General features: G+C 71.7%; 23 protein-coding genes. 18 read left to right on the top strand and 5 right to left on the bottom strand.

Annotation, left to right across the window (positions count from 1 at the left end; translation table 11 throughout):
• The first annotated feature begins 2 nt into the window (after positions 1-2).
• The 11 genes from ACYVM4_RS05915 to ACYVM4_RS05865 all read left to right on the top strand — a co-directional run bounded on the left by ACYVM4_RS05915 (position 3) and on the right by ACYVM4_RS05865 (position 12,671).
• A complete protein-coding gene (locus ACYVM4_RS05915) occupies positions 3-212 on the top strand; it encodes a ubiquitin-like protein Pup (protein ID WP_368819694.1) in 210 nt (69 codons plus the stop codon).
• A 5-nt stretch (positions 213-217) separates the two neighbouring features.
• Complete coding sequence (gene pafA / locus ACYVM4_RS05910; protein ID WP_368819693.1) at positions 218-1,663, top strand: Pup--protein ligase; 1,446 nt, start codon at positions 218-220, stop codon at positions 1,661-1,663.
• A gap of 132 nt (positions 1,664-1,795) precedes the next feature.
• Positions 1,796-2,755: an FKBP-type peptidyl-prolyl cis-trans isomerase gene (locus ACYVM4_RS05905; protein WP_368819692.1), complete on the top strand. Its 960-nt coding sequence runs from the start codon at positions 1,796-1,798 to the stop codon at positions 2,753-2,755.
• Between the two features lie 89 nt (positions 2,756-2,844).
• On the top strand, positions 2,845-3,240 hold the full coding sequence (locus ACYVM4_RS05900; protein WP_368800690.1) for an FKBP-type peptidyl-prolyl cis-trans isomerase: 396 nt from the start codon (positions 2,845-2,847) through the stop codon (positions 3,238-3,240).
• 11 nt (positions 3,241-3,251) lie between these two features.
• Complete coding sequence (locus ACYVM4_RS05895; protein WP_460667952.1) at positions 3,252-5,327, top strand: WYL domain-containing transcriptional regulator; 2,076 nt, start codon at positions 3,252-3,254, stop codon at positions 5,325-5,327.
• Between the two features lie 23 nt (positions 5,328-5,350).
• A complete protein-coding gene (locus ACYVM4_RS05890) occupies positions 5,351-5,719 on the top strand; it encodes a hypothetical protein (protein ID WP_368819690.1) in 369 nt (122 codons plus the stop codon).
• Entirely contained in the window at positions 5,712-6,017 is a 306-nt protein-coding gene (gene tatA / locus ACYVM4_RS05885; protein WP_368819689.1) for a Sec-independent protein translocase subunit TatA, read from the top strand. Before ACYVM4_RS05890 ends, tatA begins: the two co-directional genes overlap by 8 nt.
• Before the next feature lie 135 nt (positions 6,018-6,152).
• Complete coding sequence (gene tatC / locus ACYVM4_RS05880; protein WP_368819688.1) at positions 6,153-7,046, top strand: twin-arginine translocase subunit TatC; 894 nt, start codon at positions 6,153-6,155, stop codon at positions 7,044-7,046.
• 72 nt (positions 7,047-7,118) lie between these two features.
• Positions 7,119-9,956 carry a DEAD/DEAH box helicase gene (locus ACYVM4_RS05875; protein WP_460667951.1) on the top strand — a complete coding sequence of 946 codons (2,838 nt, stop codon included), beginning with the start codon at positions 7,119-7,121 and terminating at the stop codon, positions 9,954-9,956.
• 93 nt (positions 9,957-10,049) lie between these two features.
• Positions 10,050-11,738, top strand: a complete 1,689-nt coding sequence (locus ACYVM4_RS05870) for an amidohydrolase (protein WP_368819686.1) — start codon at positions 10,050-10,052, stop codon at positions 11,736-11,738.
• Between the two features lie 195 nt (positions 11,739-11,933).
• Complete coding sequence (locus tag ACYVM4_RS05865; protein WP_460667950.1) at positions 11,934-12,671, top strand: polyprenol monophosphomannose synthase; 738 nt, start codon at positions 11,934-11,936, stop codon at positions 12,669-12,671.
• 84 nt (positions 12,672-12,755) lie between these two features.
• On the opposite strand, the gene ACYVM4_RS05860 is transcribed toward ACYVM4_RS05865, so the two are convergent.
• The 3 genes from ACYVM4_RS05860 to ACYVM4_RS05850 form a co-directional block, all read right to left on the bottom strand.
• Complete coding sequence (locus ACYVM4_RS05860; protein WP_031283042.1) at positions 12,756-13,091, bottom strand: RNA polymerase-binding protein RbpA; 336 nt, start codon at positions 13,089-13,091, stop codon at positions 12,756-12,758.
• Positions 13,092-13,234: 143 nt separating this feature from the next.
• Positions 13,235-14,356, bottom strand: a complete 1,122-nt coding sequence (locus tag ACYVM4_RS05855; protein ID WP_460667949.1) for an SPFH domain-containing protein — start codon at positions 14,354-14,356, stop codon at positions 13,235-13,237.
• Between the two features lie 63 nt (positions 14,357-14,419).
• Positions 14,420-14,911, bottom strand: a complete 492-nt coding sequence (locus ACYVM4_RS05850; RefSeq protein WP_368819683.1) for an NfeD family protein — start codon at positions 14,909-14,911, stop codon at positions 14,420-14,422.
• Positions 14,912-15,175: 264 nt separating this feature from the next.
• Here ACYVM4_RS05850 and ACYVM4_RS05845 point away from each other — a divergent pair, with 264 nt between their 5' ends.
• Positions 15,176-15,574 (top strand): hypothetical protein, encoded by a 399-nt coding sequence (locus ACYVM4_RS05845; RefSeq protein WP_368819682.1) that lies wholly within the window; start codon positions 15,176-15,178, stop codon positions 15,572-15,574.
• 10 nt (positions 15,575-15,584) lie between these two features.
• Here ACYVM4_RS05845 and ACYVM4_RS05840 read toward each other — a convergent pair whose 3' ends face one another.
• The gene (locus tag ACYVM4_RS05840) at positions 15,585-17,030 is read right to left on the bottom strand and encodes an alanine racemase (RefSeq protein ID WP_368819681.1); all 1,446 of its coding nucleotides are present in this window, start codon (positions 17,028-17,030) and stop codon (positions 15,585-15,587) included.
• An 802-nt stretch (positions 17,031-17,832) separates the two neighbouring features.
• Here ACYVM4_RS05840 and ACYVM4_RS05835 point away from each other — a divergent pair.
• On the top strand, positions 17,833-18,249 hold the full coding sequence (locus ACYVM4_RS05835) for a DUF3054 domain-containing protein (RefSeq protein ID WP_460667948.1): 417 nt from the start codon (positions 17,833-17,835) through the stop codon (positions 18,247-18,249).
• A gap of 51 nt (positions 18,250-18,300) precedes the next feature.
• Positions 18,301-18,579 (top strand): Lrp/AsnC family transcriptional regulator, encoded by a 279-nt coding sequence (locus ACYVM4_RS05830; RefSeq protein WP_460667947.1) that lies wholly within the window; start codon positions 18,301-18,303, stop codon positions 18,577-18,579.
• Positions 18,580-18,720: 141 nt separating this feature from the next.
• Here ACYVM4_RS05830 and trpD read toward each other — a convergent pair whose 3' ends face one another.
• Positions 18,721-19,779 carry an anthranilate phosphoribosyltransferase gene (trpD, locus tag ACYVM4_RS05825; protein ID WP_460667946.1) on the bottom strand — a complete coding sequence of 353 codons (1,059 nt, stop codon included), beginning with the start codon at positions 19,777-19,779 and terminating at the stop codon, positions 18,721-18,723.
• 252 nt (positions 19,780-20,031) lie between these two features.
• Between trpD and ctaE the strand changes: the two genes are divergently transcribed.
• The 4 genes from ctaE (at position 20,032) to qcrB (ending at position 24,350) form a co-directional block, all read left to right on the top strand.
• Positions 20,032-20,670 (top strand): aa3-type cytochrome oxidase subunit III, encoded by a 639-nt coding sequence (gene ctaE / locus ACYVM4_RS05820; RefSeq protein WP_460667945.1) that lies wholly within the window; start codon positions 20,032-20,034, stop codon positions 20,668-20,670.
• 59 nt (positions 20,671-20,729) lie between these two features.
• Entirely contained in the window at positions 20,730-21,521 is a 792-nt protein-coding gene (gene qcrC, locus ACYVM4_RS05815) for a cytochrome bc1 complex diheme cytochrome c subunit (protein ID WP_368819676.1), read from the top strand.
• Positions 21,522-21,594: 73 nt separating this feature from the next.
• Positions 21,595-22,689 (top strand): cytochrome bc1 complex Rieske iron-sulfur subunit, encoded by a 1,095-nt coding sequence (gene qcrA, locus ACYVM4_RS05810; RefSeq protein WP_368819675.1) that lies wholly within the window; start codon positions 21,595-21,597, stop codon positions 22,687-22,689.
• Positions 22,689-24,350: a cytochrome bc1 complex cytochrome b subunit gene (gene qcrB / locus ACYVM4_RS05805; protein ID WP_460667944.1), complete on the top strand. Its 1,662-nt coding sequence runs from the start codon at positions 22,689-22,691 to the stop codon at positions 24,348-24,350. The genes qcrA and qcrB overlap by 1 nt, the downstream gene beginning before the upstream one ends.
• Positions 24,351-24,935 lie beyond the last annotated feature (585 nt).

The following is a 24,935-nucleotide window of genomic DNA, read 5'->3' as shown; positions in this document are numbered from 1 at the left end:
ACATGGCCCAGGAACGCATCTTCGGCACCGGCGCCCAGCGCCGCGAGGAGACCGAGCTCCCCGAGCCCGGCACCCCCGCCCCCACGGCCGCCACCGCCCAGTCCCGGACCAGCGCCGTCAGCGCCGACGACCTGCTCGCCGAGATCGACGGCGTCCTCGAGTCCAACGCCGAGGAGTTCGTGAAGGGCTTCGTCCAGAAGGGCGGCCAGTAGCCCCCATGGACCGCAGGATCTACGGGGTCGAGACCGAGTTCGGCCTCACCCACAGCGCCCCGGGCGCCCGCCCGCTCAGCCCGGAGGAGGCCGCGCGCACCCTCTTCCGCCCCGTCGTGGCCTGGGGCCGGTCCTCGAACGTGTTCCTGCCCAACGGCGGACGCCTCTACCTGGACGTCGGCTCCCACCCGGAGTACGCCACCGCGGAGTGCGCCACGCTCGAGGACCTCGTCGCGCAGGACAAGGCCGGCGAGCTGATCGTCGACGACCTCCGGCGGCAGGCCCAGGACACCCTGGGGGAGCAGGGGGTCGCCGGGCAGCTGTACCTGTTCAAGAACAACGTGGACTCGCGCGGCAACTCCTACGGCTCCCACGAGAACTACCTGATCTCCCGGCGCACCGAGTTCGCCCGGCTCGTGCAGATCCTCATCCCGTTCCTCGTCACCCGCCAGCTGCTCGTCGGCGCCGGCAAGGTGCACCCCGCCGGTCCCGAGGACTTCGGCGCCGTGCGGATGGGGGACGACGCCGGGACGCCCAGCTACTCCTTCTCCCAGCGCGCCGACCACATCTGGGAGGGCTCCTCCTCGGCCACGACGCGCTCCCGGCCCCTCATCAACACCCGCGACGAACCGCACGCGGACGCCGAGCACTATCGCCGGCTGCACGTCATCGTGGGCGACTCGACGATGTCCCAGACCACCACCGCGCTGCGGATCGGGACCACCGACCTCGTGCTGCGGATGATCGAGGCCGGGCAGATCCTGCCCGACCGCACCATGGTGGACCCGGTCCGGTCGCTGCGGGAGGTCTCCCACGACCTCACCGGCACCCGCCCCGTCCTGCTGGCCGACGGCACCCGCCGCTCCGCCCTGGACCTGCAGCACGAGCACCTGGAGGCCGTGCGCCGGTTCGTGGACCGCGAGGGCGCCCACCACGACCGGGTGCCCTGGGTGCTCGACCTGTGGGAGCGGGCCCTGGACGCCGTGGCCCGCCAGGACGCCTCCGCGATCGACACCGAGATCGACTGGGCGATCAAGAAGAAGCTCCTCGACGGCTACGCCGCCCGCGACGGCCTGGACCTCTCCTCGCCCCGGATGGCGCAGCTCGACCTCGCCTACCACGACACCGCCCCGGAGCGGGGGCTGTTCAACCTCCTGCAGCGCCGGGGACGGGCGGCGACGTTCGTACCCGGCGAGCGGGTCGAGGAGGCCGCCCGGATCCCGCCCCCCACCCGGGCCGCCGTGCGCGGCCGATTCATCGACGCGGTGCTCGCGTCCGGGCACAACTACACCGTCGACTGGGTGCACCTGAAGGTCAACGACCGCGGCCAGCGCACGGTGCTGTGCAAGGACCCCTTCGCCGTGCGGAACGCCGAGGCCGACGCCCTGGTGGCCGCCCTCGGCGAGCGCGACGGCACGGGACGGGCCCACGGGGACGCCCCCGTGGTCTGATCCGCTCCGGGTTCCCCCGGGCGCCGTCCGTCCAGTCAACGCCCAGCGCCCTGCACTAGGCTGGCCGCCGTCCCGGCCCGAGCCGTCCGACCCCACCGACCCCACCCGGCCCGACCCCTGAGGAAGAATCCTGTGCGAAAGACCCTGACCACCTCCGGTGCCGCCCTGACCCTGGCGCTCGTCCTCTCGGGCTGCTCCGGGCCCGGCGTCGACTCCGTGGAGCTCAACGACGACCCGGCCCCGGGCACGGCCCCGTCGGTCACGTTCGAGACCCCGCTCAACGCCGAGGAGGCCGGCGCGAAGGAGCTGCGCGAGGGCGACGGGGAGGAGCTCGCCGAGGGCGACACCATCCTCCTGCAGGCGGCGCTCTACAAGGGCTCCGACGGCACCTCCATCGGTGAGACCTACTCCCGCGGCGCCGGGCAGGTGATGAAGCTCGAGCAGGGCCTGAAGGACTCCATCCCGGAGATGTACGACGCGCTCGTGGGCGCCAAGGAGGGCGCGATCATCGCGTACTCCTCCCCGGAGACCGCCGGCGCCGCCGGCGACGAGTCGACCTCCGTGGAGGTCTACGAGGTCGTCCGGAAGATCCCCACCGAGATCGAGGGCGACATGCAGGACAGCCCGCGGGGCCTGCCGGAGATCACCGAGAACGACGAGGGCGTGCCCGCCGTGGCGAAGCCCGAGGACGACGCGCCGAAGAAGCTCGTCTCCGAGTACCTCATCGAGGGCGACGGCGAGGAGGTCGCCGAGGGCGACACCGTCATCGCGAACTACGTGGGCGTGAAGTGGTCCGACGGCGAGACCTTCGACTCCTCCTACGAGAACGGCGCTCCGGCTTCCTTCCCGCTCGACAACGTCATCGAGGGCTGGCAGAAGGGCCTCGAGGGCAAGAAGGAGGGCTCCCGCGTGGTCCTCTCCGTGCCCGTCGGCCAGGCCTACGGCACGGAGAAGGAACTGGGCAAGGACTCCGACTACCCGGCCGGCAGCCTGCTCTTCGTCGTCGACATCCTGGCGGCCGTGGACACCCCGGAGGCGCCCGCCGCGGAGGAGCCCTCGGCCTCGCCGTCCCCCTCCGCGACCGAGGAGTAGCCCCCGGTCGGCTATGGTGGCCCGGTGGGGCCGGAGGCCCCACCCTTCCCGACGACCACCCGTCGACGACCCGACGAACAGGAGCACCCATGTCCTTCGGAGAGCGCAAGCTCGACCGCAGCAAGCCCGAGATCGACTTCCCCGAGGGGGAGGCTCCGACCGAGCTCGTCATCACGGACCTCGTGGAGGGCACCGGCGCCGAGGCGACCCCCGGCAAGCAGATCTCCTGCCACTACGTGGGCGTGACGTTCTCCGCCGGCGAGGAGTTCGACGCCTCCTGGAACCGCGGCCAGCCCCTCGACTTCACCGTGGGCGTCGGCCAGGTCATCGAGGGCTGGGACAAGGGCCTGCTGGGCATGAAGGTCGGCGGCCGCCGCCGGCTGGAGATCCCCTCGGACCAGGCCTACGGCTCCAGGGGCGCCGGCGGGGTCATCGGTCCGGACGAGGCCCTGATCTTCGTGGTGGACCTCCTGGACGTGCGCTGAGGACCCACCGGATGGCAGCCCGATCGACGGAGCGGCTTCTCAACCTGCTCATCGCCCTGGTCTCCCGCGAACGCGGGTACACCCGCGCCGAGCTCAGGGAGGCCGTTCCGTCGTACGCGGAGTCCGCGTCCGACGAGGCGTTCGAGCGCATGTTCGAGCGCGACAAGGCGGAGCTGCGCGACCTCGGCTACCCCATCGAGGAGGTCTCCGAGGACCCGCTCTTCCCCGACGACACGCACGGTCACCGCTACCGGATCCCGCGCGGCTCGTTCACGCTGCCGCCGCTGCAGTTCACGGCGGAGGAGTCCGCGGTCCTCGCCCTCGCGGCCAACGCCTGGACGGACGCCTCCCTCGGGGAGCTCGCCCGCCGGGCCCTGCGCAAGCTCGAGCCCGCCATCGGGGGCCTGCCGGAGGACGACGCCCCGCCGCTGCTGCAGCCCACCCTCACGGCCCACGAGCCGTCCTTCGAGCCGCTGCTCTCGGCCGTGGTGCGCCACCGCGAGGTGCGCTTCGACTACCTGGCCCGCAGCACCGACCAGCTCACCACCCGGCGGCTGAGGCCGTGGGGGATCGGCTCCCGCTACGGCAACTGGTACGTGGTCGGCTGGGACCTGGACCGCAAGGACTCCCGCACGTTCCGGCTGTCGCGGATCATGTCCGACGTCACGGTCACCCGCAAGGAGTTCGACCCGCCCGAGGGCTTCTCCATGAACGAGTCGCTGTCCCACATGGTCTCCCACGCCCCCGCGCGCACCGTGGAGGTCCTCGCCCGCCCCGGCCACGCGCACATGCTGCGCCGCATGGCCGCCCGACAGGAGCCGGGCGTCGGCGCCGGGGACGGCGTGGACCGCTGGGACCGGCTGCACATCCCGTTCGCGGAGACCGAGATCCTCGCCGAGGAGATCGCCGCGGCGGGCCCCGGCGTCGTCGTGCCCCGGGACGGGGACGGCACCGCGCCCACGATGCAGGCCGAGGTCCGCGCCGCCGTGGTGCGCCGGCTGCAGAGCGCCGCGTCCGCCGTGGCCCGCTTCCGGGGGGTGCAGGTCGACTGGAGCCTGCGGTCCCGCAAGGGCACGCGCAACAAGCTCTCCACCGCGGACCACCTCTCGCGGCTGCTCGAGATCGTCCGCTGGGTCTACGCCCACCAGGGCGCGGAGCTCGAGGAGACCGCCCGCCGGTTCGGGATCACCGACCAGGAGCTGATCGCGGACCTCAACACCCTGTTCGTGTGCGGCAAGCCCGGGCACATGCCGGACCAGCTGATCGACGCGTCCTGGGACGACGGCCACGTCTACCTCTCCAACGCGGACGAGCTCTCCGACCCCGTGCGCCTCACCCAGCCGGAGGCCTCCGCGCTGCTCGTGGGGCTGCAGACGCTGCGCACCGTGCCCGGCGGCGACTCCGAGGCGGTGGCCTCCACGATCGCGAAGGTCGCCGGCGCGGCGGGGGACGCCGGGGTGCTCGCCAACGCGGTGGGCGCCCGCCCCATCACGGACACCCCCGCGCCCGCCCTCGCCGACGTCATGTCCGCGGTCCGCCGCGCCGTCGAGCAGCGCCGCCGGATCCGGATCCGATACGTGGTGCCGTCCCGCGACGAGCTCACGGAGCGGGTCGTCGACCCGGTCCAGGTGTTCTCCTCCAACACCCACTGGTACGTGCGCGCCTGGTGCCTCGACGCCGAGGGGATGCGCAACTTCCGGCTGGACCGGATCTCCGCCGTCGAGGACGCCGGGCCGGCGGGCGAGCGCCCCGCGGCCCAGGAGGCCGCCGCCGCGGCGCCGCCCGCCCCCGGCACCCCGGACACCGTGGAGGTCGTGCTCGTCACCGACCGGCGCAGCCGGTGGATCGCCGACCAGTACCACGCCACCCGCACCGCCGTGGTCCGGGTCCCCGGCGGGGCCCGCACCGGGCCGGCGGCCGACCACGAGGCCGCGCTCATCGGGTTCCAGACGGTCGAGGCCGTGTGCGCGCTCGTCACCCGCTACGGCGGTCAGCTCGCCGTGATCGGGCCCGACGACGTGGTGGCGCAGGTGGAACTCTGGGTGGACTCCGCGCTCGGCGCCTACGGGACGTCCGGGCCGGCATGATCCGCCCGCCTATACTGGAAGGCATGCTCTGGTGGTCCTGGGTCCTGCTGTGGACGGTCCTCGTCCTGCTCGGCGCGGCATTCCTCGGACTGATGCTGTGGCGGCTGGTGAAGACCTTCTTCGTCCTGCTCCGGGAGACCGAGACGGTGGCCGGGGAGTTCGCCCGGCGCTGGGACGACGCGGCCGCCGGGGTGCAGCGTCCCGTCCGGGCCGCCCCGGACCCGGCCCTGTTCACACCGGTGGGGCAAGCCGTGGCCGACTACCGGGTCGGCCGTGACCAACGAGAAACCGCCCGTCTGAGACGCCGCATCGAGCGCAAGGACCGGATGGGCCAGCCGCAGCGGATCAGCGACCTCCGCCGGGCCGAACGGAAAGGAATGTTCCATGGGTAGGCTCTTCGACAGCCCCTTCATGATCCTGATCATCCTGCTGGTGATCCTGCTGCTGTTCGGCGCGCCCAAGCTCCCGGGCATGGCCCGCAGCCTCGGACAGTCGCTGCGCATCTTCAAGTCCGAGGTCAAGGAGATGAAGAAGGACGACCAGCCGGACGGCTCGGACGTGGTCATCGACGGCCAGGCCGTGCAGCCCGGCCACGACGGGACCCCGGACCGGGCCCCCGGCGCGGCCGGCACCCCCGGCACAGACACCCCGCGCGACCCCGAGCAGCGCCCGGGCCGTCCTCCGGCCTGATCCCGGCCCCTCTTCCGGCTTCCGCCGCCGTCCCGATCCTCCCCGCCGCCACCGGGCGGTCCGCGTCCCCGGCCGGGGTCGGACCGTCCGGCCGGCCCCGGCGCACCGTGCGCCCCCCGAGTCCCGAAGGCCCTCATGTCCTCGCAGTCCCCCCGCGGCCCGAAGAAGCGCCGGACCGCGCGCAAGGCCAACCCGCAGGCGCAGATGGCCCTGGCCGAGCACCTGCGGGAGCTGCGCAACCGGCTCATCACGTCCGCGGTGGCCACCGTGGTGGGCATGGTCGGTGGCTTCTTCCTGTACATCCCCTTCATGGCCTACATCACGGAGCCCCTGCAGCGGCTGGCCGCGGCGGAGGGCAGCGAGGCCTCCATCAACTACTCGGCCGTGGGCTCGTCCTTCAACATCATGGTGGAGGTCTCCTTGGTGCTCGGCCTGGTGCTGGCCAGCCCCGTGTGGCTCTACCAGCTCTGGGCGTTCGTGACGCCGGCCCTGCACCGGTCCGAACGCCGCTACGCGGTCGGCTTCCTGGCCGCGGCCGTCCCGCTGTTCCTGGGCGGGATCGCGGTCGCCGTGCTCACCCTGCCCACCGCCGTCTACGCCCTCACCGCGTTCACCCCCGCGGGCGGGACCAACTTCATCTCCGCGGACGTGTACCTGCGGTTCTTCCTCCAGCTGATCCTGACCTTCGGGGTCGCCTTCGTGCTGCCCGTGTTCCTGGTGGGCCTGAACATGCTGGGCGTGCTCTCCGGGCGCACCGTGCTCAAGAGCTGGCGGATCGTCGTGGTCCTCGTGATGGTCGTGTCCGCGATGGCCGCCCCGGGGCCCGACCCGATGACGATGTTCTACCTCGCCGTGCCGCTGCTCACGCTCTTCTTCGTGGCGGTCGGGCTGTGCCTGCTGCTCGACCGCCGGCGGGCCCGGAAGGAGGCGCGCCTCGCGGCGGGCACGGGCGCCGCGGCCGACGTCGCGACCCCCGCCGACGAGCTCCGACGCCTGGGCCACGAGCCCGAGGACGGATCCCGCGCCTGATCCGCTCGGCCCGGGCGGGTTCGGGCCCCCGGCGGACCCGACCACGTCCGGGTCGAGCAGTAGGGTGGACCCATGTCCTCCTACGCCGACCGATACCTGGCCGCCAAGCAGCGGGCCGCCCACGCGAGGACCGAGCTCGCCGTGTTCCAGCACCGGCTCGAGTTCGAGATGGACGACTTCCAGACGACCGCCTGCGGGGCCCTGGAAGAGGGCCGGGGGGTGCTCGTCGCCGCGCCGACCGGCGCCGGCAAGACCGTGGTGGGGGAGTTCGCCGTCCACCTGGCCCTGTCCCGCGGGCAGAAGGCCTTCTACACGACGCCCATCAAGGCGCTCAGCAACCAGAAGTTCCACGAGTTCTCCCGGGCCTTCGGCGCCGAGCGGGTCGGCCTGCTCACCGGGGACACCTCCGTGAACTCCGAGGCGGACGTCGTGGTGATGACCACCGAGGTCCTGCGGAACATGCTGTACGCCGACTCGCCCACCCTGCTGAACCTCGGCTTCGTGATCATGGACGAGGTGCACTACCTCGCCGACCGCTTCCGGGGCGCGGTGTGGGAGGAGGTCATCATCCACCTGCCGGACAGCGTCCAGCTGGTCTCCCTGTCCGCGACCGTCTCCAACGCCGAGGAGTTCGGGGCCTGGCTGGACACCGTGCGCGGCGACACGGACGTGGTCGTCTCCGAGCACCGGCCCGTCCCGCTGTGGCAGCACGTGCAGGTGGGCGGGCGGCTGCTCGACCTGTTCCTGGACGACACCACGGTCGAGGAGGCCGCCGAGCGGCTCGAGGGGCCCGGCAGCGACGAGCCGGACGTCAACCCCGAGCTGCTCCAGCTCGCCCGCGCCGAGCACCCGCGCGGGGGCCGCAGGGGAGGCCGCGGCCCCGGGGGCCGGTCCCGCGACCGGTTCTCCCGCCGCAACGGCGGCGAGGACCACCGGCCGAGCCCCGAGACGCGCCGAGTGTCCCGCCCGCAGCTGATCCGCCGCCTCGACGCGGAGGGCCTGCTGCCCGTCATCACCTTTATCTTCTCCCGCGCCGGGTGCGACGCCGCCGTGCAGCAGTGCGTCACCGCGGACATCCGGCTGACCGGCGAGAAGGAGCAGCAGACGATCCGCGCCCGTGTGGCCGAGACCGCCTCCTCGCTCGAGGCCGCGGACCTCAACGTCCTCGGCTTCTACGAGTGGCGCGACGGCCTGCTGCGCGGCGTGGCCGCCCACCACGCGGGGATGCTGCCCGCGTTCAAGGAGCTCGTGGAGCAGCTGTTCGCCGACGGGCTCGTCAAGGCCGTCTTCGCCACGGAGACCCTGGCGCTGGGTATCAACATGCCGGCCCGCTCCGTGGTGCTCGAGAAGCTCGACAAGTTCAACGGCGAGTCCCGGGTGGACATCACGCCGGGGGAGTACACCCAGCTCACCGGGCGCGCCGGGCGCCGGGGGATCGACGTCGAGGGCCACGCCGTGGTGCTGTGGCAGCCCGGGATGGACCCGCACGCCGTGGCCGGTCTCGCCTCCAAGCGCACCTACCCCCTGAACTCGAGCTTCCGGCCCACCTACAACATGTCCGTGAACCTGGTGGCCCAGTTCGGCGCCCACCGCTCCCGCAAGATCCTCGAGTCCTCCTTCGCCCAGTTCCAGGCCGACCGCTCCGTGGTGGGCCTCGCCCGCCGGGTCCGCTCCCAGGAGGAGTCCCTCAAGGGCTACGAGGAGGCCATGACCTGTCACCTGGGGGACTTCTCCGAGTACGCCGCCCTGCGGCGGGAGCTCAAGGACCTCGAGCGCGCCGAGGAGAAGGCCGGCTCCCGGCGGCGCCGCTCGGACGCCGTCGCGTCCCTGCACGACCTGCTGCCCGGGGACGTCGTGGAGATCCCGCGGGGGCGCAACGCCGGCTACGCCGTGATCCTGGCCACCGACCCCAACCGGGACGACCCCCGCCCCTCGATCCTCACCCTGGACCACCAGCTGCGCCGGGTGGGAGCCCAGGACCTGGACGGGCCCCTCGAGCCGGTCTCGCGGATCCGGATCCCCAAGCAGTTCACGGGCCGGACGCCCAAGGAGCGGCGCGACCTCGCCTCGTCCGCGCGCAGTGCCCTGCACGAGCACCGGCCCCCGCGCGGCGGCGGGCGCGGGCACACCATCCAGTTCGACCGCGGCACCAGCGCGGCCGAGCGGCGCATCACGGAGGTCCGCAAGGCCCTGCGCGGCCACCCCTGCCACGGCTGCTCGGACCGCGAGAGCCACGCCCGCTGGGCCGAGCGCTGGTGGACGCTGCGCCGGGACACCGACGGGCTGCTGCGCCAGATCGAGAGCCGCACCAACACGATCGCCAAGACCTTCGACCGCGTCTCCGAGGTGCTGGGCTCCTTCGGCTACCTCGAGACCCTTCCGGACGGGGAGGTCCGGCCGACCCGCGCCGGGGAGCAGCTGCGACGGATCTACGGGGACCGGGACCTGCTCCTCGCCCTCAGCCTGCGCGACGGCTTCCTCGACGGGCTCGATCCCGCCGCCACCGCGGGGCTCGTGACGCTGCTCGTCTACCAGGCCAAGCGCGAGGAGCAGGGGATCCAGCCCGTCCTGCCGTCGGCCGCCATGGACCGTGCCGCGCAGACTGTGGTGCGCAACTGGTCCCGGCTCACCGACCGCGAGCAGGAGCACCACCTCCCCGCGACCTCGGAGCCGGAGTTCGGTCTCGTGGAGGCGATGTACCTCTGGGCGCGCGGCGCCACCCTGAGCACGGCCCTGTCCGGCACGGAGCTCGCCGCCGGTGACTTCGTGCGCTGGGCGAAGCAGGTGATCGACATGCTCGACCAGCTCGCGGGGATCGACCTCCTCGACGCCGGCACCCGTGCCCAGTGCCAGCGCGCGATCGCGCTGGTGCGCCGCGGCGTCGTGGCGCACTCCGCGTTCGAGGACTGAACGGCGCCGTCCCCCGCGCTCCGCGCCACCCCGGTCCGCCGGCACGCCCGCCCAGGACCCCCACCCCGAACGCCCGTCCCGAACAGGAGACCCGTGCGCACCACCGTCCCCGCCCGCCCCGTCCTCTACCGCAACGGCTCCGTCTACAGCCCCGCCGACCCGTTCGCCACCGCCCTGCTGGTCGACGGCGCCCGCGTGGCCTGGGTCGGCTCCGAGGAGGCGGCGCAGTCCCTGCAGGACTCCTCCATGGACGTGGTCGACCTGGACGGGCGGCTGCTGGCCCCGGGGTTCGTGGACTCCCACGTGCACGTGACGGAGACCGCGCTGGCGCTGTCCACCCTGGACCTCACGGCGGCCGGTTCCCTGCACGGGGTGCTCGACGCCGTGGCCGGCGCCGCCCGCACGAGCACGGGCCCGGTCCTCGGCGCCGGCTGGGACGAGTCCGTGTGGCCGGAGCGGCGGGCGCCGACGGCGGAGGAGCTCGACCGGGCCGCCCGCGGGCGCGAGGTCTACCTGACGCGGATCGACGTCCACTCCGGGGTGGTGTCCTCGTCCCTGGCGCGGCGGCTGGGTCTCGCCGGCGTCGAGGGATGGCTCGGCGACGGCCGGGTGGAGAACCTCGCCCACGACCGCGTGCGCGCCGCGGCCCTCGACTTCGGCGCCGGTCGCCGCGGCGAGCTGCACCGGCTCGCCCTGCGGCACGCCGCCTCCCAGGGCTACGTGGCACTGGCCGAGGCCAACGCCGAGCAGGTCGCCCCGTTCCAGGACCTCGTCCAGCTGACGGCTCTCGCCAACCACGGTGTGGGCGCCGAGGGCCCGACGCCCCGCGTGCTGCCCTACCGGGGTGAGCTCGCGGTCACGGCCGAGGAGGCGCGGGCGGTGGTGGAGCGGTTCGACGCCGCCCTGGCGGACCTGCTGGGACGCGCCGTGGACCGGCGGGAGTCGCTCGTCGGGCTCGCGGGGGACCTGTGCGTCGACGGCGCCCTCGGCTCCCGCACCGCCGCCCTCCGCGCCCCCTACGCCGACGCCCCGGGCCATCTGGGGAACCGCTACCTCGACGCCGCGGCCGTGGCCGCCCACCTCGCCGCAACCACGGAGGCCGGCCTGCAGGGCGGGTTCCACGTCATCGGGGACGCCGGGATGGACATCGTCCTCGACGGCCTCGACCGCGCGGCGAAGCTCGTGGGGGAGCGGGCCCTGCACAGCGCCGGCCACCGCCTGGAGCACGCCGAGATGGTCGACGCCGAGGGCATCGAGCGGCTGGCCCACCACGCCGTGACCGTCTCCGTGCAGCCGGGGTTCGACGCCGCCTGGGGCGGACCGGGCGGGCTCTACGAGCAGCGGCTCGGCGCCGACCGGGCGGCCGCGATGAACCCGCTGGCCTCCTTCTACCGTGCCGGGGTCCCCGTGGCCCTGGGCAGCGACGCCCCCGTGGTGCCACTGTCCCCGTGGGAGACGGTCCGGGCCTGCCTCCACCACCACGACCCCGACCAGCGGATCTCAGCGCGGGCCGCGTTCCTGGCCTCCACCCGGGGCGCGTGGCGGGCCGCCCGCCACCCCGACCCCATGCAGGGCCAGCTCGCACCGGGCACCCCGGCCACGTTCGCCGTCTGGGACGTCGAGGCCCTGATGGTGCAGCAGGCCGAGGGGACCGGGTCCTCCTGGAGCACCGACCCGCGGGCCCGCACCCCCCTGCTGCCCGCGCTCGACGGCGCGTCCGTGCCCGTGTGCCGCCAGACCGTGCTCGACGGCGTGGAGCTGTACCGCTCCGCCGGGTTCTGAGCCGCGGGGCGGGCCGCCAGCCCGTGCCGCGCGATCTTGGTCGCAGGCACGGGGCAGGATAGGCTGGACAACTGCTGCCGGGCGGGCTCGCTCGTCCTTAGAAAACAGGCCGGCATCCCCTCAAGGCCGGACTGGTCCGAAGGCGAGGGAGCCTGCCCCGTGGTGCGGCAGGCAGACCTCGAAAGGAACGACCCGGTGCGCGTACTGACCGTCATCCCCACCTACAACGAACACGAGTCGCTGCCGACCGTGATGGACCGGCTCCGCCCGTCCGTCCCGGACGGGCACGTGCTGGTGGTGGACGACAACAGCCCGGACGGGACCGGTCGCCTCGCCGACGAGATGGCGGCCGCGGACGGGAACATCCACGTCCTGCACCGCACCAGCAAGGAAGGCCTCGGCGCCGCGTACATCGCCGGCTTCCGCTGGGGACTGGCCCGGGACTACGACGTCCTGGTCGAGATGGACGCCGACTGCTCCCACCAGCCCGAGCAGCTCCCGCTGCTGCTGGACGCCGTGGAGCGCGGCGCCGACCTCGCCATCGGCTCCCGCTACGTCCCGGGCGGTCGCACCGTGAACTGGCCCCTGCAGCGCCAGCTGCTCTCGCGCGGCGGCAACCTCTACGCCCGGACGCTCCTGGGCTCCCGGATCCACGACATCACCGCCGGCTACCGCGCCTTCCGCCGCGAGACCCTCGAGCGGATCGGCCTCGAGACCGTGGACTCCAAGGGATACTGCTTCCAGATCGATCTCGGCTGGCGCACCGAGCGGGCCGGCCTGAGCGTCGTCGAGGTGCCGATCACCTTCGTGGAGCGCGCCGAGGGCGAGTCCAAGATGAGTCCGGACGTGACCCGGGAGGCCGTCGTGCGCGTCGCCCAGTGGGGGCTGACGGCCCGCGCGAAGACCCTGGCGGGCAAGCTCACCCGCCGCTGAGCTCCCGGCCGGCGCACCGCCCGGCACGCGCGGAGGGCCCCACCCGAACCGGGTGGGGCCCTCCGCGCGTGCCGGGGAGCGGACTCAGATCGCGTGCTTCTCCCGGTAGAACTCGACGCGCTGGGCGAGGATCTCCTCCAGCTCGTCCGTGCTGCGCCGCTCCAGGAGCATGTCCCAGTGCGTGCGCTGGTGCTTCTCGTTGGGGTTCACCGGCTTCTCGCCGTTGACGATGATCGCTTCCTTGCCGGTCTTCGACACCCACACCGGCGGGATCTCCGCCTCCGCCGCGAAGGTCACCGTGACCTTCTCGCCGTCCGCGGTGCGGTACTCGACGCGCTGGCGCGGGGCCGGCTCGACACCGGCCTCCGTCTCCATGGACTGGGAGCCCAGACGCATTCCCCTGAGGCTGCGGTCGCTCATTGTGGTGGTTCCTCCATAACTGACGGTGGCCACGGCAGTGGCGCACGCTCGGGCTGACGGCGGGTCGTGGACCCGGGATCCGTTGGGTGCAACGTGCGGGCCCCCGGGGTTGTTCCCCGGGGCCCCTGGGCGGGGCCGCCGGGTCAGCGGGAGCCCGGACCGTCCCGCGGTGGCATCGGGTCGTCGAGGCGCACAGGAGCGTCCGGGTCGATGGTCGCGGGCCGGGGGATGGTGAACTCGTCCGGGTCGACCGTGGTGCGCTCCAGGTTCGGCTGCAGGTCCTCCTCCGTCACCCGGACGGCGTCGGGCGTCACGAGGGGCTCGTCCGCGGGCTCGGGCTCCGGCTCGTCGTCGGCGTCCGACCAGGTCCGGCCGGGACCCTGGCCGTCCTCGTCCGGCCGCGAGAGGAAGTCGCCCACGCCGCGCAGGGCGTCGCCGAGCTCGGCGGGGATCATCCACACCTTGTTGGCGCTGCCCTCGGCGACCTTGGGCAGGGTCTGGATGTACTGGTAGGCCAGCAGCTTCTGGGTCGGCCGGGCCCGGTGGATCGAGTCGAAGACCTTCCGGATGGCTTGGGCCTCGCCGTCGGCGCGCAGGATCGCGGCCTTCGCCTCGCCCTCCGCGGACAGGATGGCCGCCTGCCGCTGGCCCTCGGCCATGAGGATCCGCGACTGCTTGTCGCCCTCGGCCGTGAGGATCACCGCACGGCGCTCCCGCTCGGCGCGCATCTGCTTCTCCATCGAGTCCTGGATGGACGGCGGGGGAGTGATCTCCTTGATGTCCACCCGCGACACCCGGATGCCCCAGCGTCCCGTGGTGGAGTCCAGCACCCCGCGCAGCTCGGCGTTGATCTTGTCGCGGGAGGTCAGCGCCTCCTCGAGGTTCAGCCCGCCCACGACGTTGCGCAGGGTCGCCGACGTCAGCTGGTCGGCGGCCTGGATGTAGTCGACGATCTCGTAGGTCGCGGCCCGCGGGTCCATGACCTGGAAGTAGACGACGGTGTCGATGCCGACCACGAGGTTGTCCTCGGTGATCACGGACTGCGCCGGGAAGGACTGGACCTGCTCACGTAAGTCGAGCAGGGGCAGGAGCCGGTCCACGAACGGGATCAGGAAGTGCAGGCCCGGAGTGAGGGTGCTCTGGTACTTGCCGAGGCGCTCGACGATCCCCGCCCGGGCCTGCGGGATGATCCGCACCGACCTCAGCAGGATGATGAAGACCAGGACGACCAGGATGACGAGCAGGACGATGACGGCTAGGTCCACGGGTGCCTCTCTCGGTGGGGCGGGCCCGGACGTCGACGACGCCGGGGCCATGCGGTCGGTGGGTCAGAAGGACGGGCGCGGCGCGGGCCCGCCGCCGGCGGCCGGTGCCGGGTGCGGGGCCACGAGGACGGTGGCGCCCTCGATGTCGTGGACGAAGACGTCGGTGCCGGGGGGCAGCTGCTCGCCGGTGACCGAGCGGGCGCTCCAGGTGTCGCCCTCCAGCCGCACCAGACCGCTGCGGCCGTCCACCGGGTCCAGGACCTGGCAGGGGAGGCCGATGAGCCGGGCGGCGTTGGACGCGGTCTCCGGCGAGGACCGGTTGATGCGGCGCAGGGCCACCGGTCTCACCACGAAGATGAGCAGCACCGAGGCGAGGGCGAACGTCACCACCTGGAGCACGAAGTTGTCCGTCACCCAGCTCACCGCGAACGCCAGCAGCGCGGCGGCGGACATCATCAGGAAGAGGAAGTCCAGCGTGAGCATCTCGATCGCGGCCAGCGCGATCACGGCGATCAGCCACAGGACCCACGAGTTCTCGACGAGCCACTCCCACATGTCGGTCCCCGGCCTCTCGAAACGCCTCCGCGAGGGCACCCTCGCCGTGACTTCATTGTGCCCCACGGCCCTGACAGGACGCTGGAGCGGCGTGGCGGCAGGGCCCTGCGGTCGTCCCGGAATAGGCGCTGTTCCGCGGGCGTTGGGATCTCTACGGTGGTGGCACCGTATTCCTCGTGGACCGCACGCCGCCGCCCCTGAACTGACCGGTACCCTGTGCCGGCCGGAACCCACCGACCCCCGGCCCGCGGGAGGAGGAGATCCATGAAGCTCATCACCTCGGTGGCGGTCTCCGCCGCCGGTGCCTGGTTCGCCGGGACGGCGACCGCCGTGGTCGGCCTCTCCGCGCTGCAGTCGCGGTTGCCCGCCATGATCGCACGGGGACTCACCGCCGAGCCCGACTTCGACCGCGCCTTCGTCCTGCTCGGCACGGGGCACCGCGCGCTCGACGACGACCGGGCGGAGGCGTTGCGGGACCGGCTCGAGGTGTCGTGCGGCCGGCCCGTCGTCTACGTGGACCTCACCGTCCGGCCGGGCGCCTCCGCGCGGCAGACGGCCCGCACCCGGGAGCTGGCGCGGAGCTTCCACGCCGACCTCGTACTGGACCACGATGCCGACCTCGAACTGGACCACGACGCCGAGGGCGCGGCCGGGCGCCCCTGAGCGGCGCAGGTCACCCGCCGGTGGTCGTCACCGGCAGCGGCGCGGTCGCGTCGAGCATGTGTAAGGTCTCGGCGCTGAAGTCGATGACGACCTCGTCCCCGGCGGCGGCCTCCGGCACCCCCGACAGGTCGAGGGTCAGGACGGTGCCGTGGTCCAGCAGCACCGGCACCTGCCGGCCGCCGACCGTGTACGTCAGCTCGTTCTCCCGGGACGGGATGTGGTGGACCAGCCCCACCTTTTTGGGCTCCCTGATCGGGTCGGTGCACCCGTAGTCGATGCACCACCCCGCCGGGAGCGTCTTGACCTGGCTCAGCTCGGTCTTCCAGGAGTAGACCCGCTCCTCCGGCGCGGAGCCGCCGAAGAACATGCCGCCGATCCGCAAGAGGTCGTAGTACAGCGGCTCGATCTCCTGGTCGAGCACGTCGCTGGCCCCCGCGTGGATCAGGGCGTCCTTGCCGAGTCCGGCGTCCCGGATCGCGGCCACCGCGCCGTCGAAGCGGTTCTTCTGGGCGACCGTGGTGTTGGCCTCGTCGTTGCTCTCGATGGCGGCCGCGTCCGCCTCGGTGATCGTGGAGAAGTGGGTGGCGATGCCCGCGAGGTCGAGGTGCGGGGCGTCCTCGATGGCCCGGGCCAGGGGGAGTGCCTCCTCCGGGACCACGCCCTCACGCCCCATGCCCGTGTCGACCCAGAGATGGACCTTCAGCGTCCCGCCCGTGGTGGACAGCACCTGCTCCGCCGCCTCCACCCACGCGGGGTCCGTGGCGGCGACCTCGACGTCGTAGTGCATCAGCAGCGGGATGTCCTCGACCTGGGCGACGTAGAGCACGGCGATCTTCGCCTCGACACCGGCCTCCCGCAGGGAGATGGCGTCCTCGAGCTTCGGCACGAAGACGTAGTCGACCTTGGCCGCATCCTCGATGACCTTCCCGAACACGTCCACGGGCTCGCCGTTCTTGAGCACGGCGCCCAACTGGACGTCCCCCGGGAAGTCCGCCCTGATCTCCTCCGCGTTGCGCCGCACGGTCTCCGTGTTCACCGTCAGGAGCGGGATGTCCTGCGTGCCCTGCGTCGTGTACGTGTAGGCGGTCTTCTCCCCGACGTCGCTCCCGCCGGAGGCGAAGGAGACCTCGACCGTGCCCGGGGTCCCGCGGGCCGGGGCCACGCAGGCGTGGCGCGCCGAGCGCTCGTCGAACTCGCACTCGACCTCCGTCTCGCCGAAGCGGACGGTGACCGGGCCGTCGATGTCCCCGCCGGTGTCCGCCAGGACCAGATTCCCGCCCTGCAGCCCGCCGTGCGAGGGGGAGAGCGCGACCGATCCGGAGGCGACCGCGGGGGGCGCGTCCGAGCCGTCGTCCTGTCCGCAGCCGGCAAGGACCAGCACCGACAGGGCCAGCACGGACGTCACCAACCGGCGCCCCCGGCCCCCGGCCGCCGTCACACAGTTCTGTCGTCCCACGGATTTCCTCCCCTTGAACCCCGAATTTGCCGATGCGAATTCATGTCGGCCACAGCGAGAGTACCGACGACCGACCGCCCGAGCGTGGTCGCCGGGGCAATCTCCCCACAAGTGGCCACAGCAGGCGGGCCAGGCGGCGCAACATTTGGAGATCTGCACGCCGCGGCCACGTCTCCTCACAACGTCTCATGGCACGAGTGAGCGGCCCGCAAGGCATCGGTGCAACACATTCCGCCGTTCACCGGTCGGCGTCGTCACGACGACGTCACCGATCAGATCGGCGTCGTCCGGCCGGCGAGCAGCACGGACGGCGACGGTGATCGGGTGACCGACTGCCACGCGGCGAGCCCTGTCGCGGGGAAGTTTTCGGGAGCCCCGGATGCGCTGTCAGAAGGCGGGAAGACGGCGGCTGAGCACCCCTTCCCATAACGCCGATAATCTACATTATGTAAAGTCGAACAGAGCGGAGACTCCCCTGCGGCGCCGTCCCGCCCTTATGTACCACGTCGACACTTCGCGCCTCACGGACATGTCCGGTGCACGCGGGCCCGGCTCCTGAGCCGGACCGCTGCCACGCCTGCGGCCGCACCCCGTTCTGCGAGACCGCCCGGGCCGACGCGGATCTCCTCGGGGAACCCCAGGATTCCCGGACCCCGGGGCGTTCCGCCGCACCCCGGCCCGCACCATCGACTCCTGGTGGAAGGTTGAGACTTTTCTGCCATGGGGCCCTAACTCTCAAGGTGTACCTGAAGCTCTTCCGGGCCCGGGTCGCGGCTCGTCGACGCCGCACTAGACTGCGAGCATGCACACGTCGGCCCCCCTCACTGTCCTCCCCGAGGAACGCCCCACGGGCACCAGCGCCTGGGTCGCGGCGCTAACCGTGGACGTGCTCCTCGTTCTGTTGTTCGCCGGCCTCGGCCGCAGCACCCACGCCCTGAGCGCCACCGGCCTGCTGGTCACGGCGTGGCCGTTCCTGACCGGGCTCCTGCTGGGCTGGCTCGTGTGGCGGGTGCGCCGCGCCCCGTTCGCCGTCCGGCCAATGGGTGTCGCGCTGTGGGCGACGACCGTGGCGGTGGGCATGGGTCTGCGCCTGGTCGTCGGCGAGGGCACGGCTCCGAGCTTCGTCCTCGTCACGCTCGCGGTGCTGGGCGTCTTCCTCCTGGGCCCCCGGGCCCTGGTCACGGCGCTGCGCGCGAACCGCTCCCGCCGCCCGGGCTGATCCGCCCCGTCCCGCCGGACCCACCGGCCCCGTCTCCGAGAAAGGTGCTCCATGCTCACCGCCATCGTCCTCATCAAGACCTCCGCCGACCGGATCCCCGAGGTCGCCGAGCAGATCTCCGACATCGCCGGCATCAGCGAGGTGTACTCCGTGACCGGTGACTGGGACCTCATCGCGATGGTGCGCGTGCACCGGCACGAGGACCTCGCGGACGTCATCGCCGACCGGCTCTCCAAGGTTGAGGGCGTCGTGGGCACGAACACCAACATCGCCTTCCGGACCTACAGCAAGCACGACCTGGAGGCCGCCTTTTCGCTCGGCATCGACTGACCGGCAACGACTGACCGGCAACGATCGACCAGGAGCGACCGACCGGACCGGCGCCTGCGCGGCGATCGGGCGCGGACAGCAAGAGGCCGGTGCGGCAGCGCCCACCGACCTCCGTCGTCGGCCCTCCGCCGGCGCGGCGCCTCAGCGCGCGGTGTGGGCGATCCAGCGGTCCAGGACTGCGCGGGCCGCGCCGCTGTCCACCGACTCCTCGGCGCGGCGCACCGCCGCGGCCATCCGCTCGTGGAAGGACCCCTCGGCGCCGGTGTCGAAGGCCACGAGCCCGGCGGCGGAGTTGAGCAGCACGGCGTTGCGCACGTGCCCCTTCTCCCCCGCCAGGACCCGCTCGACGACGCCCGCGTTGTACCGGGCGTCCTGGCCCCGGAGGTCCTCGATGGTGGCCCGGGGCATGCCGAGGTCGAGCGGCTCGAGGTCGTGGTGGTCGATGCGCCCGTCGCGGACCTCCCACACCTCGGAGGGCGCCGTCACGGTGAGCTCGTCGAGGCCGTCGCCGCCCCGGAAGACGAGGGCGCGATCGCCGCGGGCCGCGAAGACGCCCGCGATCAGCGGCGCCAGCGCGCGGTCGGCCACACCGATGGCCGACGCCTCGACCCGCGCCGGGTTCGTGATGGGTCCCAGGAAGTTGAAGGCGGTGGCCACGCGCAGTTGCGCCCGGGCCGCCGCGGCGAAGCGCATCGACGGGTGGAAGGTCTGGGCGAAGAGGAACGTGATGCCCACGTGCCGGGCCGCGGACTCGACCATCTCGACCGGAAGGTCCAGCCGGACCCCGAGCGCCTCCAGGACGTCGGCGGAGCCCGACTTCGACGACGACGCGCGGTTGCCGTGCTTGACGACCTTCGCCCCGGCGCCGGCGCACACGAGGGCCGACATCGTGGAGATGTTCACGCTGGAGAGCCGGTCGCCGCCGGTCCCGACGATGTCCAGGGCCGGACCGGGGATGTCGACCGGCCGCGCGTTGCCCACCATGGCGTCGGCCAGCCCGGTCAGCTCGTCGACCGTCTCCCCCTTCGCCCGCAGGGCCACGAGGAAACCGGCGATGACGACGTCGGACACCTCTCCCGACATGATCGTGTCCATGGCCCAGTAGGCCTGGTCGCGGGTCAGGTCGGCGCCGGAGATCAGGCCGGTGATCAGGTCCGGCCACTCGAAGTGCGGTGCGGTCGTCGGTGTCGTCGTGTTCACGCTCCCGATCGTATCGCCCACCACCGGACCCCCCGGAACAGTTGCCCGGCCGCCACGACAGCTCGAGCCGAGGTCGTGTGACGGGGGTCGCATTCCGGGCGCCGGGGCCCGCACATCCGCGGCCGAGCGGGCCCCCGGGAGCGTGCGACCGCCGGGCCACCTCGTCGGGGACGGCGACGGGCACCCGGACACGCGAACCGCCCGATCCCCTCCTGGTTGGTCCACCGGCAGTTTTGGCGACATAATGTCTCTGTGACGACTGCAACCCATACCCCAACCAAGCCGGTAGGCGGGTCGATCAACCGACCCAACCTCACCTCAGTGGGCACCATCGTGTGGCTCGCCTCCGAGGTCATGTTCTTCGCCGGCCTCTTCGCCATGTACTTCACCCTGCGCTCCACCGCCCCGGAGCTCTGGACCGAGGAGTCGGCCAAGCTCAACGTCCCGCTGGCCCTCGCCAACACCATCGTCCTGGTGCTGAGCTCGGTGACGTGCCAGTTCGGCGTCTTCGCGGCCGAGCGACTCCAGCCCCGCCGGGCCGGCGGCCTGTTCGATCTTCGCCGGTGGGGAATGGTCGAGTGGTTCGCCCTCACCTTCCTCATGGGGGCGACCTTCGTAGCGGTGCAGTCCTTCGAGTACGCCGAGCTGGTCTCCCACGGCATCAGCATCTCCGCCACCTCCTACGGCTCCGCCTTCTACATCACCACGGGCTTCCACGCCCTGCACGTGACCGGCGGTCTCATCGCGTTCCTGTTCATCATGGGCCGCGCCTTCATCGCCAAGCGCTTCGGCCACTTCGAGGCCACCTCGGCGATCGTCGTGTCCTACTACTGGCACTTCGTGGACGTCGTCTGGATTGTGCTGTTCCTCGTGGTCTACTTCCTCCGGTAGGCCGCGCCGCCCGGAGGACGCACCCAGCAAACCAACACCGAGTAAAAGGAACGTTTGACGTGAAGGCACTTTCGCAGCAGCGGCGCCACCCTCTGGCCGTCCTGGTACTGATGGTCCTGGCCCTGCTCCTCAGCGGTGGGCTCTACGCAGTCGCCACCACCACCAACGAGGCCAAGGCCCAGACCGAGTCCTACACCGCCCAGGACATCGAGGAGGGCGAGAAACTGTTCGTCGCGAACTGCTCCACCTGCCACGGCCTCGACGGCGCCGGAACCCCCTCCGGTCCCTCGCTCGTCGGCGTCGGTGCCGCCGCCGTCGACTTCCAGGTCGGCACCGGGCGCATGCCCATGCAGGCCAACGGTCCCCAGGCCGAGGAGAAGGCGGTCCAGTTCAACGACGAGCAGGTCCGCCAGTTCGCCGCCTACGTGGCGACCCTCGGCGCCGGCCCGGGCATCCCCGAGGAGCAGTACCTGGACGTCGCCGAGGGCAACGCCGCCAACGGCGCGAAGGTTTTCCTCGCGAACTGCGCCATGTGCCACAACGCCGCCGGCGCCGGCGGTGCGCTGACCCGCGGCAAGTACGCCCCCTCGCTCATGGGCGTCGAGGAGAAGCACATCTACGAGGCCATGCAGACCGGTCCGCAGAACATGCCGGTGTTCAACGACGCGAACATCACCCCCGAGGAGAAGCGCGACGTCATAACCTATCTGAAGACCCTCGAGGAAAGCCCGAACCCCGGTGGATTCGGGCTCGGCGCCCTCGGCCCGGTGTCCGAGGGGCTGTTCGTCTGGACCATCGGACTCGCCGTCATCATCGGGTTCACGGTCTGGCTCACCTCGCGATCCGCCTGACGCCGCGTGCCGGCAGCGGATGTCGGACCCCGAAGCTACGATCAACTGCACCAAGAGAAGAATGAGGGACCACATGGGAAGCCACAGTGACGGCACTCCCCACCAGTCGGGAGCCGTTGCCACCACGGGCACCACGGCAATGGAGCGTTTCCCCGACCCCGGACTGCCCCCGCACCGCCCGCGCCTGACGGACGTCGACTCCGGGGCCGCGAAGCGTGCTGAACGGCAGGTCGTCCTGCTGTTCCTGCTCTCGATCGTCGGATCAATCCTGTTCTTCGTCGGGTACTTCGGCATCCGCGTCGAGGGCCCGATGTACGACGTCACGAACACGGAGCCCACGCGGGCCCTGCAGCTGCAGAACCTGCTGCTCGGCCTGGGCGTCGCCCTGGGCATGTTCGGCATCGGCCTCGGCGTCGTCCACTGGGCCCGCACCCTCATGCCGGACCACGAGCTCGTCGAGAACCGGCACGCCGTGCGCACGGAGGAGCAGCGCGCCGAGGCGCAGAGCATCCTGACCACGATCTACGACGAGTCCGGGATCAAGCGCCGGCCGCTGCTGCGCAACACTCTCATCGGTGCGGCCGTGCTCGCTCCCCTGCCGTTCGTCGGCCTGCTGCGCGACCTCGGCCCCACGAACCTGGACGTCCTCAAGGAAACCATCTGGGACGAGGGGATCCGTCTGGTGCGCGATCCCTCCGGAACGCCCATCAAGGCCTCGGACGTCACGCTCGGCTCCACCTTCCACGTGGTCCCCGAGAACCTGAGCGCCATCGGTCACAACGAGGGCTACCTCGACGAGAAGGCGAAGGCCGTGGTGCTGCTCATGCGCCTCGACCCGGAGTCCGTCAACGTCTCCCCGGAACGGGCCGATTGGAACGTCGACGGGATCTTCGCCTACTCGAAGGTGTGCACCCACGTCGGCTGCCCCGTCGCGCTCTACGAGCAGCAGACGCACCACCTGCTGTGCCCGTGCCACCAGTCCACGTTCGACCTCACCAACGAGTGCGAGGTCATCTTCGGGCCGGCTGCCCGGCCCCTTCCCCAGCTGCCGATCACTGTGGACGACGAGGGTTACCTCGTGGCCCGCAGCGACTTCCAGGAGCCGGTCGGTCCGACCTACTCGCAGCGCGGTACCCATGTCGAGGAGATGCAGGGTGAGGCGAACTGATGTCCACGTCCACTGATTACGAGTACAAGCCCCAGACGGGCACCGGCCGGATCGCGAACTTCGTCGACACCCGTGTCGGCATGTCGCCGATCGTCAAGGAGTTCGGCCGGAAGATCTTCCCGGACCACTGGTCCTTCATGTTCGGCGAGGTGGCGCTGTACACCTTCGTCATCCTGCTGCTCTCCGGCACCTTCCTGGCCCTGTGGTTCGAACCGTCGATGGTCGCCATGGAGTACGAGGGCTCCTACGTCCCGATGCAGGGGGTCGAGATGTCTGCGGCCTACGCGTCCTCCCTCGACATCTCGTTCGACATCCGCGGCGGTCTCTTCCTGCGCCAGATCCACCACTGGTCGGCCCTGGTCTTTGCCGCGGCCGTGGCCGTGCACATGCTGCGCGTCTTCTTCACCGGCGCCTTCCGGCGCCCGCGCGAGCTGAACTGGCTCGTCGGTGTCGCGCTCTTCCTCCTCGCGATCGTGGCCGGATTCACCGGCTACTCCCTCCCCGACGACGTGCTCTCCGGCAACGGACTGCGCATCGCGGACGCGATCCTGAAGGCGCTGCCCATTGTCGGCGCGTACCTGTCGATGTTCCTGTTCGGCGGCGAGTTCCCTGGGCACGACATCATCGCGCGCCTGTACATCCTCCACGTGCTCGTGATCCCGGCCGTCATCCTGATGCTGATCGTGATCCACCTGTTCATGGTCGTGGTGCACAAGCACACCCAGTTCCCCGGCCCGGGGCGCACGGAGAACAACGTGGTCGGCTTCCCCGTGGGACCGATCTACGCGGCGAAGGCCGGTGGGTTCTTCTTCATCGTGTTCGGCATCATGGCGCTGATGGCGGGCACCACCACCATCAACGCCATCTGGAACTACGGCCCGTACGATCCCTCCCCGGTCCAGGCGGGTTCCCAGCCGGACTGGTACATGGGCTTCACCGACGGAGCTGTGCGCCTCATGCCCGGCAACTGGCCCTTCAATTGGGAGTGGACCTTCTGGGGCATGTCGATCCCGATGAACGTGCTGCTGCCGATGGCACCCCTGGCTGTGCTGTTCGGTCTGATGGCCGCGTGGCCGTGGATCGAGCGGTGGGTGACCAAGGACGACCAGGAGCACCACATCCTCGACCGGCCCCGGAACGCGCCGTTCCGCACCGCCATGGGTGCCGCGGGCGTGACCTTCTACACGATCATGCTCATCGCCGCCAGCGGCGACCTCATCGCCACGCACTTCCACCTGGCGGTCAACGACGTCCTGTACTGGTTGCGAGCCTTGTACTTCCTCGGCCCGATCCTCGCCTTCGCCATCACGCGGCGGATCTGCTTGGCGTTGCAGCGCAAGGACCGCGAGATCGTCCTCCACGGCCGGGAGACCGGGCGTGTGCAGCAGCTCCCCCACGGGGAATTCATCGAGGTGCACGAGCCGCTGGACGAGTACAAGCGCTACCGTCTGGTCAACATGCCCAACTATCAGGTGGAGCCGGCGCAGCCGAACGCCAAGGGCAAGATCACGGCCACCGAGAAGGCGCGCGAGCGTGTCAGCCGCTTCTTCTTCGAGGATCGTGTCGCGCCTGTCACTCCTGCAGAGCTCGAGTCGGCGCATCACCACCACGAGGCCGACGCCCTGACCACGGGTTCTCAGGACCGGGAGCTCGTGCGCTGAGCCCGGACCGAGGCTGACAGGGCCCCGAGAGGATCGACCCTCTCGGGGCCTTGTTCACGTCCGGGGTTGCCCGGCCGGCCCGCAGTGCCGGATGACGCGACCGTGCGCCTGCTCCCGGCACCCAGCACCGCGCTCACAGGAGCGAAGAGTCATGGGTGCCCGATCTCCTCCCGGTGGATCGCGCCCCGGCTGGCCCGCAGAGGCGCTCACAATACTCGTGCTGATGTCGGACGCCGTCCTCGGTGTGCTGACCGGCATTCCGGTCCTGAGCCGGTTGTAGGCATGCTCCGATGAGAACTGCTCCCTCGCAGCGGCGGGTTCGCTCTGCGCGTCGACAGTGGCCGCGCGGGCGTCAGGACCGAAGTCGGCCGCTCTCGCACGTCCGTCGCTCTCGACGCTCCCGACCCCCACGGCACGCAGGGAGGGAGAGACCGAGGATCTCGGAGGCGGCCGCAGCGGTCGGCTCGGGTCGTCTTCCGCAGGAAGCCCACGTCCATCCGGTGGTCGACGGGACGCCGACGGTGATGCCGAGGAGCTCGGAGACTGCTGCAACGACAGGAAGGCATGGGTCCGGTACGCGGCTTG

The organism is Kocuria himachalensis (assembly GCF_054784195.1).
This window is presented reverse-complemented; position numbering and strand designations above follow the sequence as displayed.